Origin of the sequence: Macrococcus brunensis (assembly GCF_022343725.1) — a bacterium.
In the GTDB taxonomy this organism is placed as follows: domain Bacteria; phylum Bacillota; class Bacilli; order Staphylococcales; family Staphylococcaceae; genus Macrococcus; species Macrococcus brunensis.
Genome location: NZ_CP092179.1, coordinates 1,214,651 through 1,228,801, shown reverse-complemented (window position 1 = coordinate 1,228,801; position 14,151 = coordinate 1,214,651). Strand labels below are relative to the sequence as shown.

The following is a 14,151-nucleotide window of genomic DNA, read 5'->3' as shown; positions in this document are numbered from 1 at the left end:
CATGGCAGATAAAATTACTATCAATCAGTCGGCCGATTTTGTCGGTCAGACAGTCACTATTGGAGCTTGGATCCTAAATAAACGCTCTAGCGGCAAAATTGCATTCCTGCAGTTACGTGATGGTACAGGATTTATGCAGGCAGTCGTTGTCAAAGAAGATATCGGTGAAGACCTTTTTAAAGTTGCTAAAGGCATCACTCAGGAGACTTCACTTTATATTACAGGTGTCATAAAAGAAGACGAACGTTCTGACTTCGGCTACGAGATGGAAGTGACGGATCTTGAAATCATCCACGAAGCAGTGGATTATCCGATTACACCGAAAGCTCACGGTACTGACTTCCTTATGGACCACCGCCACTTATGGCTGCGTTCGAAACGTCAGCACGCCGTGATGAAAATTAGAAATGAAATCATCCGTGCGACTTATGAGTTCTTCAACAATGAAGGATTCACTAAGATTGATCCGCCGATTTTAACAGGTAGTGCACCGGAAGGGACAAGCGAACTTTTCCATACAAAATACTTTGACGAAGATGCATTTCTTTCACAGAGTGGTCAGTTATATATGGAAGCGGCAGCGATGGCACATGGTAAAGTCTTCTCATTCGGTCCGACTTTCCGTGCAGAGAAATCAAAAACACGCCGTCACTTAATTGAGTTCTGGATGATTGAGCCGGAAATGGCCTTCTATCAGCATGAAGACAGCCTGAAAGTGCAGGAAGACTACGTGAGCTATATCGTACAGTCCGTACTTAAGAACTGTCAGCTTGATCTTAAGTTGCTGGGACGTGACACTGAAAAGCTGGAAAAAGTGAAAGCACCATTCCCGCGTATCACTTATACAGATGCGATCAAGATGCTGAAAGAAATGGACTTCGATGATATTGAATGGGGCGACGATTTCGGTGCGCCGCACGAAACAGCGATTGCCAATCATTTTGATTTGCCTGTATTCATCGTCAACTATCCGACAAAAATCAAACCATTCTATATGGAACCAAATCCAGAGGAAGAAGGCACAGTGAAATGTGCTGACCTGATTGCACCAGAAGGCTACGGTGAAATTATCGGTGGTTCAGAGCGTATCAACGACCTTGAGCTTCTTGAAACTCGCCTGAAAGAACATGATCTTGACCCGGCAGCTTATTCTTACTATACTGACCTCCGTAAATACGGCAGTGTGCCGCATTCAGGCTTCGGTCTTGGGTTAGAAAGAACAGTGGCCTGGATTTCAGGTGTAGAACACGTCAGAGAAACAAGTCCGTTCCCACGTCTACTGAACAGACTTTATCCATAAAAATCAAAACGCTAACAGTCGTTAGCGTTTTCTTGTAGGTGAAAGTATGCTTATTAATCAACATTTATCAGTGCCACACATTCTCTTAAAAGATTACCGGCATTTAAAAATTAATGAAACAGAGCTGGTCGTCCTGCTTAAACTGATGCCATATGATGGCAAAGAGATGCCTGGGTTTAAGGAGCTGTCCGATGAGATGTCGTTATCGACAGAACAAGTGGCTGCACAGATTCAGGGACTGATACAAAAAGACCTGATCACGATACATGTGGACCGCAGTCATCAGCAATACAATGAAATCATTTCACTAGAGCCGTTAGATCGACAACTGCAGGCACGCTTTCAGGAAAAGACAGTCAGTCATGAAGTCAGTTTCAATACACTGTTCGAACGCTTTGAAACCGCCTTCAGCAGACCGCTGACCCCTATAGAGATGCAGACACTCAGTCACTGGCTGGATAGTGACCATCACTCGCTGGAAATCATTGAGGCAGCTCTTGACGAAGCCGTATCACATGATAAGCTCAGCTTTAAGTATATAGACCGTATTTTGCTGAACTGGCAGAAACGGAATGTTAAAACGATAGATGACTCTAAAACAGTCAGCAACGATTTTAAGACAGGCCGCAAAATGACTAAAACGATTCAAAACTTTCCGGTGTTTGACTGGGTGAACGGAGAGAATCCTTATGCTAAGTAAAAAGAAGACCATGGAGATGCTGAATGTCATAGCGGAGATGTTCCCTGATGCAGAGTGTGAGCTGAACTACCGCAATCCATTCGACTTAACGATTGCTGTTTTACTGTCAGCACAATGTACAGATGCAACAGTCAATAGAGTGACAGCATCACTTTTTGAGAAGTATCATACACCTCACGACTATCTCAGTGTGCCACTAGAAGAACTGATGGAGGATATACGCTCTATAGGACTCTACAGAAATAAAGCGAAGAATATACAGTCGCTGTGCCGTATCCTGCTGGATGAATATGAAGGACAGGTGCCAAAAGAACATGCAGAACTGGTCAAGCTACCGGGCGTCGGGCGTAAGACTGCTAATGTCGTTGTCTCCGTTGCTTTCGGTGTCCCTGCGCTGGCTGTTGATACACATGTTGAGAGGGTCTCGAAGCGTCTTGGTATTTGTCCCTGGAAAGATAATGTCACAGAAGTTGAAGCGACCCTATGTCGGCAGGTACCTGAAGAACGCTGGACCAAAACGCATCACCAGCTTATCTTCTTTGGCCGTTATCACTGTACGGCTAAAAATCCTAAATGTAATGAGTGTCCGCTGCTGAGTGACTGCCGAGAAGGAAAGAAAAGAAAGAAGGTGTTAGTCGGTGAAGAATGAGGCCATTTTTGAGGAACTTGAAGTGAAGCTTGAGGCATTAGCAGATGACAAAGCGATGCAGAGTGAAGAAGGGTTAGTCCTATTAGAACAATATAAAGATGCGCTCATTGCATACTTATTTGAAGTCAATGAAAAGTCTGTTGATGTTACTCAGATTGAACAACTGGAATATAAACCGCTGAATGCAGCTGAACGTATCGACTTTATTTCTGCCAATAGTTTTCACTTTATGCGTTACCAGCAGATGAAGACAATGCGCCCGGAGATCAAAAAACTGGCAGCCATTAAAAAAATCAGAGATAACAGAAAAGCTAAAAAAGAGTCTATCAAATGAGAGGCCACTGAAAATCTCACGATTTTCTATAAGCTCACTAATTCCAACAACTCAATAGTGTAAAAGAACCCGTCAATTTCCTCAACATTAGGAAATGACGGGTTCTTTTATCCTATTTTTCATCCGTAAGTTTTATGATTCTTTTGATATTCACTACGAATATTGTCGCAGCCGTCTGCATTTCCATATTTAATAGACCCGCGTATTTTGATCTTTTCATACCGTGTCTATTTTTTAATTCAGAGTTCTTTGCCTCAATCATATATCGTTTTCTTGAGATTAACTTGAATCTTTCAGAATCCATGAACTTCATCTGATGTTTATGGGTTTCTGATTTTATTGTCACGCTGTATGTTTTAGATTTAGCGCCATCTCTATAACATCCTATTTTGAGAGGGCAGATCTGGCATTTATCAATGTCAAAATAATAAGTATCCGTCTGATTTTGACCCTGCTTTTTTCCCTGACGCGCTTTTCTAACGGCTAACTGTCCTGCCGGACATACAAACATACCTGCATCCTTATTATATTCAAAGGCCTGATTCTCTTTACGGACACCATGAACAATATGGGGATGGAGCTTTGAAACCAGTTCGATATTATCATTAAAGCAGTAATCCAGATTGTCTCTTGATGAGTAGGCTGTGTCACCTATAACGGTGTCCACTTCTACACCATTTTCACGTGATTTCTCAATCAACTGCGACAGGTAACATCCATCGGATTTCTCTCCGGTAGTTACAACAGCCGCTGTGATGATACGGTCGGTGTTCATTGCGAGATGGTTCTTATAGCCAAAGAACGACTTATCTTCTGATTTGTGTCCAACACGTGCATCTTCATCCACCGATACTGTATAGGTTGACTCACAATCCTCAATTGTTTCTTTGAAATAGTTTATTTTTTCTTTCACGGATGGAATGGACAGATACTTTTCTTCTTTTAACAGATCATCCAGAAAAGATTTCGACAGATCCAGTGCTTCTTTTGTAGAACAATCATTAAGCTTTAGAGGTTTTATCTTCGTGTCATCTATTTTGCCTGCGGCATCTACAATCTGATTTGAACGTTTCTGAAGAATATCCTTCGGGAGGTAAGCATTGTACCTCGACTGACTATGGGTGGCATCAACGATTAAGGTGGACCCATTTAGAACGCCCTGATTTTGTGCTGTTTCAACGGAAGTTTTAATCAGCAGATCCAGCAGGTTCATGTCCTTGAGACGAAGCTTTCTAAACTTTGTGAGAGAACTGGAGTGAATCACTTCTTCTTCAGGCGCCAATCCAGAAAAAACTTAAAAGACATATCATAACGTGAGCGTTCCACCACATCAATGTCTGATAAATCAAAAATAACTTTCAGAAGCAGATATTTGAACATTCTGACAGGACTTACGGCACTTCTTCCTTTTGTGATCGAATAATTTTCTATTACTTCATCGTAGATGAATGAAAAATCGATAATGTCTTTCATTCTTCTCAGTTTGTTATTTTTAGGTACAACTATGTCATAAAGGTCTGAATAATTACTGTTTATCTTCTGTGAATCCGGTCTGATCATTGAACGACTCCCCCTGTTTCCTTAAGTTTAAATGATGAGAACAAAATAAAGAACATGAATTTCAAAATTCATGTTCTCTAAAAGATTTTTATTCAATTGCGATTCTCCTTTAATTATCAGAATAATCGTAGATTATTAAAGGAGATTTTCAGTGGCCTTTCAAATGATAGACTCTTTTTTATGACACTTTATCTTTGGGCGCTTCTGTTACGGGTGCAGCTGTACGAACTGCTTCTGTAGTGGGTGCAGTCGTTGCTGGAGCTGTCGTCGTCGGTGCCGCAGTTGTCGGTGCCGCAGTTGTCGGTGGTTCTGTTGTCACTTTTTCAGTTGCTGGCTTTTCTGTCGTTGGTTTTTCAGTGACTGGTATTTCTGTTGTTACAACTGGTTTTTCAGTGACTGGAGCAGTTGTTGCCGGCATATTAGGTGTATTTGTAACAGAGGCTGCAGGCGTCTGAGCACCTGCAGCTTCTGTTTTGACTTCTGAAGAAGTAATCTGTTTAGTTATTTCGCCACCATTTACTTGAAGTTCGTTACCGATTTCAATCACTGAATCAGGTTTCTGGAAATCCTGTCCATCAATCGGGCTGACTTCTGTCATCACAGCTTTAAAGAGTGATTGCGGCAATGCTTGCTCCACATGTCCAACGAATGAATTTTCACCATACTGAGCAATCTTGGTGAAGCCCATCCAGACTGTCATCGTGTACTGCGGAGAATAACCTGAAATCCATACATCTTTTGCAGCAGAGCTTGGAAGGTTGTATTTCTGATAAACCTCATCACCATATGTCGCTGTACCGGTTTTACCAGCAAAGTTGACGCCGGCTGGTGCAATACCAGGAGCAGTTCCATCTGCAGTAAAGACATCTTTCAGAATATCAGTGATCATATAGGCAGTATAATCTTCCATCGCTTTTCGAGTCGTATGACTAAACGAGATGGTCTGATCATCTTGTGTCACGACTTTACGGATGGCATGTGCTTCATTATAAATACCATTGTTACCGAATGCAGAGAAGGCTGCAGCCATTTGTGTAGTCGAGAATTCAGACGCGCCGCCACCTAAAGCTTCAGCAGGACCCAGATCAGTGTTCTCGTAGTTTAAGTTCACTTTCTTTGCGAAGTTAGCAGGCGCATCATAGCCGAGCTGTGACTGAGATGCCTGGAACATTTTAAGAGCAGGAATGTTGTAACTTTTTCTAAGAGCTTCACGCATCGTCACATTGCCGTGACTGAGAGTGTCATAGTTACGGAACTCGCTGCCGTTGATATTCAGAACATCTTCATCCTGAATTTGAGTGTTTGTCGGATATTTTAATCCTTCAATGACTGGACCATAATCGAGAATCGGTTTGATGATTGAACCGACTGCATGAGGGTCGGTCGCCAGGTTGCGGTCCACTACGTCCTGATAGCCACGTCCACCTGAAATGGCGACAAGACCACCCGTTTTAGTATCCAGTATCGTGGCAGCAGCCTGCTGATCTTCATTTTTATATACAGGCAGATTATCTACATTATTCTGCAGATTTTTCTGTACATTGACATCCATATTCGTGTAGATGCTCAAGCCGCTTGTCAGAATATCATTAAGCGACTGACCTTTAAATTCTTTATTGTTTTTAATTTCCTGTTTGATGATGTTGACGTATGAAGCATAGACAGGATCGTTCTGGTCGATGTTCTGACGGTCAGCCGCTGTACGCGGAACAAGGTTAGCATGTAAATCCTGTGCCTGTGCTTCTTTCATCTGTTCCTTCGTGATACGATTATGACGGTTCATTAAATAAAGGACTGTATCTTTACGTTTTTCTGCAGACTCAGGATTATCATAGATATTATAAGTATTAGGAATCTGCGGAAGTCCAGCCAGATAGGCAGATTCAGCAAGCGTCAGATCTTTAAGGTCTTTATTGAAATAGTATTTAGCTGCTGTTTTAACACCGTAGATACCATCTGAATAATAGATTTTGTTCATATACATCTCAAAGATCTGATTCTTATCGTATTCCTGTTCTAATCGGTAAGACAAGTAAGCTTCCTGTGCTTTACGCTCGATTGATTTCTTATCCGTCAGGAAGGAACGTTTAACAACTTGCTGTGTTAGAGTAGATGCACCTTGTGAGCCGAAGCCGCCTGTAATATTTTTAAATACGGCGCCTGTTAGACGTTTAAAGTCAATTGCACCGTGTTCATAGAAGCGGTTATCTTCTGTCGCGAGCACCGCATTTCTCATCTGGTCCGGGATGTCAGCAAATTTAACTTCTTCTCTACGCTGTCCCATATAAAGAACAGTTGCGAGTTGGTTGTTCTTATCATAGATTTTAGTAGGTAACTGATCGCGTAAGCTGGCCTCATTAAATGAAGGAGCTTTCCATGCATAATAAATGAACAGGCCGATAGCGAGTACCATCACAGCAGCAAAAGCAATGACAAGTCCTCCTAGAATCTGAAGGATTGTCTTCTTGACGTTGCGTTTTTTAGTTTTAGTTGTTGCCATTATTTTTCCTCACTCTCATCTGTTAAAGGTATAGCGGCGAGATAATCGAGTCTCGGCTTAAAACCGGATGATACTAATATACCATCGTTTCGGATTTCTGTTAATGTCATTGATTTACGCCCTCCATCTCTCATGCGTTGCCAGTAGTGATAGAAAGGAGGGAAAGGAAGGAGATAGACCTCATTTAAGACAGCAAAGTGAATCAGCAGAAAACAAATACCGCCCTGTTCGGTTACAGCATGCATATGCTCGACCTGATGGGTATGGATGTTGACGAGCGGAAAACTCGTTTTGTTCTGTGTTTCTTTTGCTTCAAAATCAAGGTATCTTCCTTTATAGATACCGTTATAATCTGTTGTAGAAGGTGTTTTAAAATAAGCTTCTTTGATCACTGCCTGACTACGCTTAGGATAATCCACTTTAACAATCTGTACGGGGGTGGGGCGCTTATGAATGACTGCCACACGTTCAGTCAGATAGTAGTGGTTGGAAGCATCAATTGCCTCTTCAAAATTCATCCCACGTCGGCCATAATTTATCTTACGCTTTTCACGGTCTGTTGTAACTAAGTCTTTAGACGGATGTTTTTTACCGTTCGGATAATTTACCATTTCATAACTTCCTGATTTTTTAGTATGATGGGTTTATAGCTAATTTTACCATATTTCTGAAGGGACGTGCCCTAAATTGCAAGATTATATTAAACCATTAAATGAAGATTTAGTAAAGATAGAAACATTTTTCAATGCAGCTAAAAAGGGTAAGGAATTTAATTTTGTGCTGGATATCCAGCCATTTACAGAGCATGTCGATCTGCACTTATCTCAGTTAAACGACATTAAGGATCATATCCTGAGTTTACCATTAATGAATGAGCTTAAATTTAAACTGCTCGTTTTACACTTGAGAGAGCTGTCAGTTGAATGTTTTTTTGATAAGACGAGCAAAAAAGTCTTTCTTGATAAATTTAAGGCAGTTCAGCATGATCTTCATTATTTAGAGCGAAAACTATGAAATCTCTATATGTGACTGGCTACAAACCGTTTGAACTCAATATATTCAAAAATAATCAACCTGAAGTGAAGTTCATTAAACTTTATTTGCAGGAGCGCATCAGACAATATGCTGAAGAAGGTCTGGAATGGGTCATCATCAGCGGTATGCTCGGAACGGAACTCTGGGCAGGTGAAGTCGCCATCAGGCTGAAGAAAAACTATCAGCTGAAACTGGCCATCATCTCGCCTTTTCTGGAGCACACATCCAAATGGAATGAAGAGAACCAGCTTTACTACGAACAAATCCTGAGCCAGGCAGACTTTGTGACCTCTGTTTACCAGCAGCCTTATGCTGGCGGCTATATGTTCAGAGAAGCGACTCAATTTATACTTGAGAATACAGAAGGGACGCTGCTCTTTTATGATGAGGAGCAGGAAGCGAGTCCCAAGTACTTCAAGCGGCAGCTGATTGATTTTAGTGCGCAGAGTGACTATAATATGGATATCATTTCTATGGACGATCTCTCTGTCTTTATCAATGAATATCAAAGTGAAAAATGGGAAGGGTAGTTGACATAATGGAAGAGATGACACTGAAGTACTCTGCAAAAGATATTTACGAGAAGGAATTTGAACGGACAATGGTTCGAGGATTCAAACCTGAAGATGTTGACGGTTTTCTGGATGATATCATTTCCGATTATCAGAAGATGGAAGATATGAATCATCAGTTGATGAAGCTGACAGATGAAAACAAAAAACTGAAAAAAGAGATTGAAGATTTGAGAATACGTGTAGCGACTGGCAGAGGCGATTCCGGCTCCCAGAATTATGACCTGCTGAAAAGAATCTCAAATCTTGAAAAAGCCGTATTTGGCAAGTAGTCTAAAAGGACTAACTGTGATATAATGCATTAAGTTAAAAGATATCTCGGATAATCGCTATAGCAATATAGAGGAAAGTCCATGCTCACACATGCCTGAGATGGCTGTAGTGATCGTGCCTGGTGAAACAATAAGCCAGGGCATTTATTTGACGGCAGTGAAACGGTCTAAGTCCTCTGGATATGGCCCGAGTAATTTGAAAGTGCCACAGTGACGTAGCTTGTCCGGAAACGGAGAAGGTGGAACGCGGTAAACCCCTCGAGTGAGCAATCCAAATTTGGTAGGAGCACTTTTCTAGCGGAAATGAACGTATAGAAGAGGTAGAGTAATCTACAGACAGATGATTATCACCGGCGTACGAGAGTAACTAGACTCGGTTGCAGTACTAAGGAACAGAACATGGCTTACAGAGATATCTTTCTAGTACAGTCCTCCTGTAAAGGAGGGCTTTTTTTATGGCTTATGGTAAAATTCAAAGAAGATATTTTTAATTATAAAATTAAAATAACATTATTATGTAAACTTAATATAAAGGAGATTTTTATGTATCAACTATTAGCAACTTCGCCGATGGGACTGGAAGCAGTCGTCGCTAAGGAAGTTAACGAACTGGGTTACGAAACAAAAACAGAAAATGGACGTGTTCTCTTTGAAGGTGACGCCCGAGCGATTGTACGTTCTAACCTGTGGCTCAGAACAGCTGACCGAGTCAAGATTGTGGTCGGTAGATTTTATGCAACGACGTTTGACCAGCTCTTTGAACAGACGAAAGCACTGCCATGGGAAGATATCATCGGCCCCCAGGGTTCATTCCCTGTATCTGGTAAAAGTCTGAAGTCGAAGCTTTTCAGTGTGCCTGACTGTCAGGCAATCGTCAAAAAAGCTATCGTCGAACGGCTGAAAAAAGCGCATGACATTAAGGGATGGATTGATGAAAGCGGGGCCCTGTATAAAGTAGAGGTTTCCATTTTAAAAGATGAAGTCTTACTGACGATCGACACGTCTGGTGCCGGCCTTCATAAACGGGGGTATCGTCTCGCACAAGGTGCTGCCCCGATGAAGGAGACACTGGCAGCAGCACTGGTCAGACTATCAAACTGGAATGGTGATACGCCGTTCATAGATCCATTCTGCGGGTCTGGTACCATAGCGATAGAAGCAGCGATGATCGCACAGAATATTGCACCTGGATTTAACCGGGAGTTTGCCAGTGAGGAATGGGACATCATTCCTGAAGAGATGTATGAAGAAGAACGCATCAAAGCAGATAACGAAGCGCTCTACGACAAAGAGATTGATATTACAGCGAGCGATATCGATCCTGAGATGATTAAAATTGCACAGAATAATGCGACAGAAGTCGGATTCGGGGACTTGATCAAGTTTAAGCAGATGAATGTCCATGACTTGACTTTACATGCTGAAAAAGGGGCTATCGTAGGAAATCCACCTTATGGTGAACGTATCGGTGAACGGGACGAAGTAGAAGCGATGTACAAATATTTAGGAGAACTAATTAAAGAGAATCCAAAATGGTCACTCTATATTATGACGAGCTACAAAGAATTTGAAGTTCTTGTCGGTAAAAAAGCGACTAAACGTCGTAAACTCTTTAACGGTTACTTGGAGTGTACGTATTATCAGTACTGGGGCGAGAGATAATGGAATTCAGCGTACTGGACCAGGTCCCTTTGTCACGTGGGGACAGTCCGGAAGAAGCGATTAAGAAATCTATTGAACTGATTAAATGGACTGAAGAACTGGGCTATAAGCGCTATTTTGTGGCGGAGCACCATAATACGACAGGCCTTATCAGTAATAGTCCGGATATCCTGATGACGAGACTATTGAGCGCTACTGAGACAATTGAAGTGGGCTCAGGCGGTATACTACTGCCGCAGTACAGCCCGTTTAATATCGCTGAAAGAGCTTTATTGATGGAGTCGATGTTCCCGGGACGTGTCAACATAGGTGTCGGTAATTCACCAGGGGGCACAGAGCTGACGCGCCTAGCGCTGACAGACGGGGCAGACAGTAAACTGAGTGACTACACGACCATGCTGGCCGACTTAATTGGCTTCATGCATAACAGTTTACCTGTCGACCATCGTTTCCGCAGAGTGAAGGCAGGACCGAGAATTAATCATCAGCCACCCGTCTATACACTGGGGCTCACGGAAAACGGCGCAAGACGAGCGGCGAAGTTAGGTATCGGCTTTATATTCGGAGCTTTTATCAATCCAAAGCATATGGAACAGGCACTGAAAATCTATTATAATGAGTTTCAACCATCCGTTGTCATGCCGAAGCCGCAAGCAATCATCTGTATATTCATCATCTGCTGTGACACAAGAGAAGAAGCGAAAGAACACGCCAAAATACTGGATCACTGGCTGTTAAATGTGACTTATGGTCGAGATACCACGGTTCCGACAGCAGCTGAAGTAGCTGACAAGAACTACAGTGAAAAAGAGCTGAAGGTGATTCAGGAGAACCGTAAACGATGTATCGTTGGTAATAAGGAAGATGTAAAAGAAGCACTTCTTAAATTGCCGCATGCAGATGAAATCATGGTCATCTGTAATATACATGACTTTGAAGCCAAGAAAAGAAGTTACGAGCTGCTTAAGACTTTATGAGATACTGCGGTATCTCTTTTTTTGTTGTATTAATTAATATAACTATATTATGTAAACTATATATAAATAATTAAAAAAACTAACATAAGGACAAAAGAAAAAAACTCCCCGCAGGGAGTTTAGATTACCACAGTTTACCTTCACCAAAGCCTTTAGCGCCTGGTGGTGGATCGATAAACATCTGGCTGACTGGAATCGTATAAGCAATTAAGATGAGTGCGATTGTCACAACAAGAAGGAACTTCCAGTTTTCAACGAGTTTAGTCGTAGGTAGATTTTCATCCATCGCTGTAGCAATTGGGTAAGGTTCATGTCCTTTAGGAGCAAAGAATGCAAGTCGGATGAAGATAATCACAACTAAGATAATTGAGACGAAAAGGATTGTTCCGCCGATTGCCTGAATAATCTGATAAGGAATCCATTCTGCAGCGACTTTAGAACCGCCGTATTCAGAATAAGTTGAGCGACGTGGTGCACCGAATAATCCGATGAAATGCATCGCACCAGACATGATGGACATTCCTAGTGCCCACATATAGCCTTGAATTAAAGCAAGTTTGTTCAGTTGTTTTGTTAATACACGTCCTGTACAATGCGGGATTAACCAGTACATCGTACCGAAGAATGTCAGGATAACAGCAGTTGCTACTGTTAAGTGGAAGTGACCTGTAATCCAGATCGTATTATGAACGACTTGGTCCATCTGTGCAGATGCATTAACTAAACCACCGGCACCTCCTGGAATGAAAGCAGCCATTCCGATGAATGGTAAAACAAAACGTGCATCGTTCCATGGTAATGTTTTTAACCAGCCAAGCAGACCTTTTGCACCCGTTCTACGACCATATGTTTCGAATGTCGCAAACAGACTGAATGCTGTCATAAGAGAAGGAATGACAACCATGAATGTCAGCACAACTTGTACATACTTCCATGTTGCATCAATACCTGGTTCCACTAACTGGTGGTGGATACCGACTGGAATTGAGAAGAACAGGAAGAGCATGAAAGCAAATCGAGCTAAGTTATCAGAGAAAGCTTTAGTGCCAATGATTTTTGGCACGACTGCATACCATGACATATAAGCAGGTAACAGCCAGAAGTACACAAGTGCGTGACCGAAATACCAGAATAAAGTACGGCTCAGTGTCACATCGATACGTTCGACGAGACCAAGTGACCAAGGAATCATCTGAAGAAGAACTGTTAACGCTACACCGATAGAGCAGACGATCCACATGACATTGTTGATTGTTGCCATATAACTGATCAGTGGTGTTTTCTGTCCTTTATGTTCTTTTCTGTAACGGAAGTAGCCCATCATCTGTCCTGCTGCAGAAATCCATGAGCCGACGATGACTAGTGCCATACCGATATAAAAAATTACGTGTGCCTGAAGCGGCGCATAAAATGTATAAAGCACTGTTGCTTTATTCAGTAAAACCATTGTTGCAGCCATCGCTGTACCGATCAGCATCACCCAGAAACCTAGCCAGCCTAAACGGCGCGCAAGAGGGGAGAATGTACCCGTTGTTCTGGAGATAGCTGAAATCTGAAAGCCCATAATGAAGAATGTCGTCAGAACAAGCGCAAGGATGATACCGTGTACGGTTAAGATCTGATAATAACCAATGCCTGCTGGTAATTCTAATGTACCAGAGCGTACAAGGGTCTGAACGAGACCAGCAAGGCCACCGATAATTAAGCAGACTATTGCCACATACATATGTGCCATAACAAGTTTGCCGTCTTTCGGGTCAAGTCGTTTGTTATCTTCTATTTCATTGACTTCAAAAACTTGATGTTTGCGGTAGTGGTGATGCTCGCTGGCATCACTTTTATAGATTACTTCGCTCATTTTTTATCAACCACCTTAATATTAGATTTCATATCAGCGTGGCCCATTCCGCAATATTCATTACAAAGAAGAAGGTATTCACCTTTTTTATCAAATGTCTTTGTGAATGTACTGATATGTCCTGGCACCACCATGAAGTTTACGTTTGTGTGAGCAATTTCAAAACCGTGGTTCACGTCTTTAGAAGTTGCGATGATCTTCACTTTAGCGCCTTTAGGAATTTCGACGTTACCTGGATTATAGTTGAATGCTGATACAACGAAGACGAGTTCGTAGTCCCAGTCTTTACCTTCAACTTTATGTAATCCTGGATTTTTAAAAGTTTCATGTTTATCGACAAGCTCCGGATCAACGAACTCTCCGCCACTTGCAGCTGGCTCGTGACCTAAGTGGATGGCCTGAACTAAGATAATAACTAGGAATAAAACAAGTGACGCCATCCCAAGGCCTAACCAGATTTTCTCTAACTTATGCACAATAACCCCTCCTTAAATACGTTCAATGAATAGAATAAAGATTGCAAACCATAAAACAACAAAGATAGCACCTAATGTTAAAACAGAGACCATTGTCCCGCGCAGATCCAGATTATCGTGAGAATCATATTCAGGTGCAAGTTCCTGCTGTTCTGCTTTAATTTGATCTTTATCTTTAGCCATGCCCATCCGTCCTTTCTAAATAACTTTTCTTTCTTTATAATAATAAAGAAGACAGATTAATAATGTGATATAT

Annotated in this window: 14 protein-coding genes, 1 other RNA gene and 1 pseudogene; 10 read left to right on the top strand and 6 right to left on the bottom strand. The window is 41.8% G+C overall.

What is annotated here, in order from left to right; all coding sequences use genetic code 11:
• The first annotated feature begins 1 nt into the window (after position 1).
• From asnS to MGG13_RS06350, 4 genes are read left to right on the top strand one after another with little or no spacing between them, the layout of a single operon-like run.
• A complete protein-coding gene (asnS, locus tag MGG13_RS06365; RefSeq protein ID WP_239034353.1) occupies positions 2–1,300 on the top strand; it encodes an asparagine--tRNA ligase in 1,299 nt (432 codons plus the stop codon).
• 46 nt (positions 1,301–1,346) lie between these two features.
• Entirely contained in the window at positions 1,347–2,000 is a 654-nt protein-coding gene (locus tag MGG13_RS06360; protein ID WP_239034352.1) for a DnaD domain-containing protein, read from the top strand.
• Entirely contained in the window at positions 1,990–2,649 is a 660-nt protein-coding gene (nth, locus tag MGG13_RS06355) for an endonuclease III (RefSeq protein ID WP_239034351.1), read from the top strand. Before MGG13_RS06360 ends, nth begins: the two co-directional genes overlap by 11 nt.
• Complete coding sequence (locus MGG13_RS06350) at positions 2,639–2,983, top strand: YpoC family protein (protein WP_133431919.1); 345 nt, start codon at positions 2,639–2,641, stop codon at positions 2,981–2,983. The genes nth and MGG13_RS06350 overlap by 11 nt, the downstream gene beginning before the upstream one ends.
• Before the next feature lie 112 nt (positions 2,984–3,095).
• Here MGG13_RS06350 and MGG13_RS06345 read toward each other — a convergent pair.
• From MGG13_RS06345 to recU, 3 genes and pseudogenes are all read right to left on the bottom strand, one after another.
• Positions 3,096–4,543: pseudogene (locus MGG13_RS06345) on the bottom strand (IS1182 family transposase).
• A 178-nt stretch (positions 4,544–4,721) separates the two neighbouring features.
• Positions 4,722–7,043 (bottom strand): transglycosylase domain-containing protein, encoded by a 2,322-nt coding sequence (locus MGG13_RS06340; RefSeq protein ID WP_239034350.1) that lies wholly within the window; start codon positions 7,041–7,043, stop codon positions 4,722–4,724.
• The gene (recU, locus tag MGG13_RS06335) at positions 7,043–7,654 is read right to left on the bottom strand and encodes a Holliday junction resolvase RecU (RefSeq protein ID WP_133432275.1); all 612 of its coding nucleotides are present in this window, start codon (positions 7,652–7,654) and stop codon (positions 7,043–7,045) included. The genes MGG13_RS06340 and recU overlap by 1 nt, the downstream gene beginning before the upstream one ends.
• A 76-nt stretch (positions 7,655–7,730) precedes the next feature.
• Between recU and MGG13_RS06330 the strand changes: the two genes are divergently transcribed.
• The 6 genes from MGG13_RS06330 (at position 7,731) to MGG13_RS06305 (ending at position 11,561) form a co-directional block, all read left to right on the top strand.
• Positions 7,731–8,057, top strand: coding sequence for a DUF1798 family protein (locus tag MGG13_RS06330; RefSeq protein WP_239034349.1), 327 nt, complete (start codon positions 7,731–7,733; stop codon positions 8,055–8,057).
• Complete coding sequence (locus tag MGG13_RS06325) at positions 8,054–8,608, top strand: SLOG family protein (protein ID WP_133432277.1); 555 nt, start codon at positions 8,054–8,056, stop codon at positions 8,606–8,608. The genes MGG13_RS06330 and MGG13_RS06325 overlap by 4 nt, the downstream gene beginning before the upstream one ends.
• 8 nt (positions 8,609–8,616) lie before the next feature.
• Positions 8,617–8,922 carry a DivIVA domain-containing protein gene (locus tag MGG13_RS06320; protein ID WP_239034348.1) on the top strand — a complete coding sequence of 102 codons (306 nt, stop codon included), beginning with the start codon at positions 8,617–8,619 and terminating at the stop codon, positions 8,920–8,922.
• Positions 8,923–8,964: 42 nt separating this feature from the next.
• An RNA gene (rnpB, locus tag MGG13_RS06315) (RNase P RNA component class B) lies at positions 8,965–9,334 on the top strand.
• 131 nt (positions 9,335–9,465) lie between these two features.
• Positions 9,466–10,584 (top strand): THUMP domain-containing class I SAM-dependent RNA methyltransferase, encoded by a 1,119-nt coding sequence (locus MGG13_RS06310; protein ID WP_239034347.1) that lies wholly within the window; start codon positions 9,466–9,468, stop codon positions 10,582–10,584.
• Entirely contained in the window at positions 10,584–11,561 is a 978-nt protein-coding gene (locus MGG13_RS06305; protein WP_239034346.1) for an LLM class flavin-dependent oxidoreductase, read from the top strand. Before MGG13_RS06310 ends, MGG13_RS06305 begins: the two co-directional genes overlap by 1 nt.
• Positions 11,562–11,685: 124 nt before the next feature.
• Here the strand turns inward: MGG13_RS06305 and MGG13_RS06300 are convergent, their stop codons facing one another.
• The 3 genes from MGG13_RS06300 to MGG13_RS06290 all read right to left on the bottom strand — a co-directional run bounded on the left by MGG13_RS06300 (position 11,686) and on the right by MGG13_RS06290 (position 14,078).
• Complete coding sequence (locus MGG13_RS06300) at positions 11,686–13,296, bottom strand: b(o/a)3-type cytochrome-c oxidase subunit 1 (protein ID WP_239035684.1); 1,611 nt, start codon at positions 13,294–13,296, stop codon at positions 11,686–11,688.
• 119 nt (positions 13,297–13,415) lie between these two features.
• The gene (locus MGG13_RS06295) at positions 13,416–13,895 is read right to left on the bottom strand and encodes a cupredoxin domain-containing protein (protein WP_239034345.1); all 480 of its coding nucleotides are present in this window, start codon (positions 13,893–13,895) and stop codon (positions 13,416–13,418) included.
• 12 nt (positions 13,896–13,907) lie between these two features.
• Positions 13,908–14,078 carry a cytochrome c oxidase subunit 2A gene (locus MGG13_RS06290; RefSeq protein ID WP_239034344.1) on the bottom strand — a complete coding sequence of 57 codons (171 nt, stop codon included), beginning with the start codon at positions 14,076–14,078 and terminating at the stop codon, positions 13,908–13,910.
• Positions 14,079–14,151: the final 73 nt, after the last annotated feature.

What these genes read in the sequence shown, in the direction of transcription:
- asnS (WP_239034353.1), top strand. Translation starts at nt 2, where the DNA reads ATGGCAGATAAAATTACTATCAATCAGTCGGCCGATTTTGTCGGTCAG.
- MGG13_RS06360 (WP_239034352.1), top strand. Translation starts at nt 1,347, where the DNA reads ATGCTTATTAATCAACATTTATCAGTGCCACACATTCTCTTAAAAGAT.
- nth (WP_239034351.1), top strand. Translation starts at nt 1,990, where the DNA reads ATGCTAAGTAAAAAGAAGACCATGGAGATGCTGAATGTCATAGCGGAG.
- MGG13_RS06340 (WP_239034350.1), bottom strand. Translation starts at nt 7,043, where the DNA reads ATGGCAACAACTAAAACTAAAAAACGCAACGTCAAGAAGACAATCCTT.
- recU (WP_133432275.1), bottom strand. Translation starts at nt 7,654, where the DNA reads ATGGTAAATTATCCGAACGGTAAAAAACATCCGTCTAAAGACTTAGTT.
- MGG13_RS06325 (WP_133432277.1), top strand. Translation starts at nt 8,054, where the DNA reads ATGAAATCTCTATATGTGACTGGCTACAAACCGTTTGAACTCAATATA.
- MGG13_RS06320 (WP_239034348.1), top strand. Translation starts at nt 8,617, where the DNA reads ATGGAAGAGATGACACTGAAGTACTCTGCAAAAGATATTTACGAGAAG.
- MGG13_RS06310 (WP_239034347.1), top strand. Translation starts at nt 9,466, where the DNA reads ATGTATCAACTATTAGCAACTTCGCCGATGGGACTGGAAGCAGTCGTC.
- MGG13_RS06305 (WP_239034346.1), top strand. Translation starts at nt 10,584, where the DNA reads ATGGAATTCAGCGTACTGGACCAGGTCCCTTTGTCACGTGGGGACAGT.
- MGG13_RS06300 (WP_239035684.1), bottom strand. Translation starts at nt 13,296, where the DNA reads ATGGCACATATGTATGTGGCAATAGTCTGCTTAATTATCGGTGGCCTT.
- MGG13_RS06290 (WP_239034344.1), bottom strand. Translation starts at nt 14,078, where the DNA reads ATGGCTAAAGATAAAGATCAAATTAAAGCAGAACAGCAGGAACTTGCA.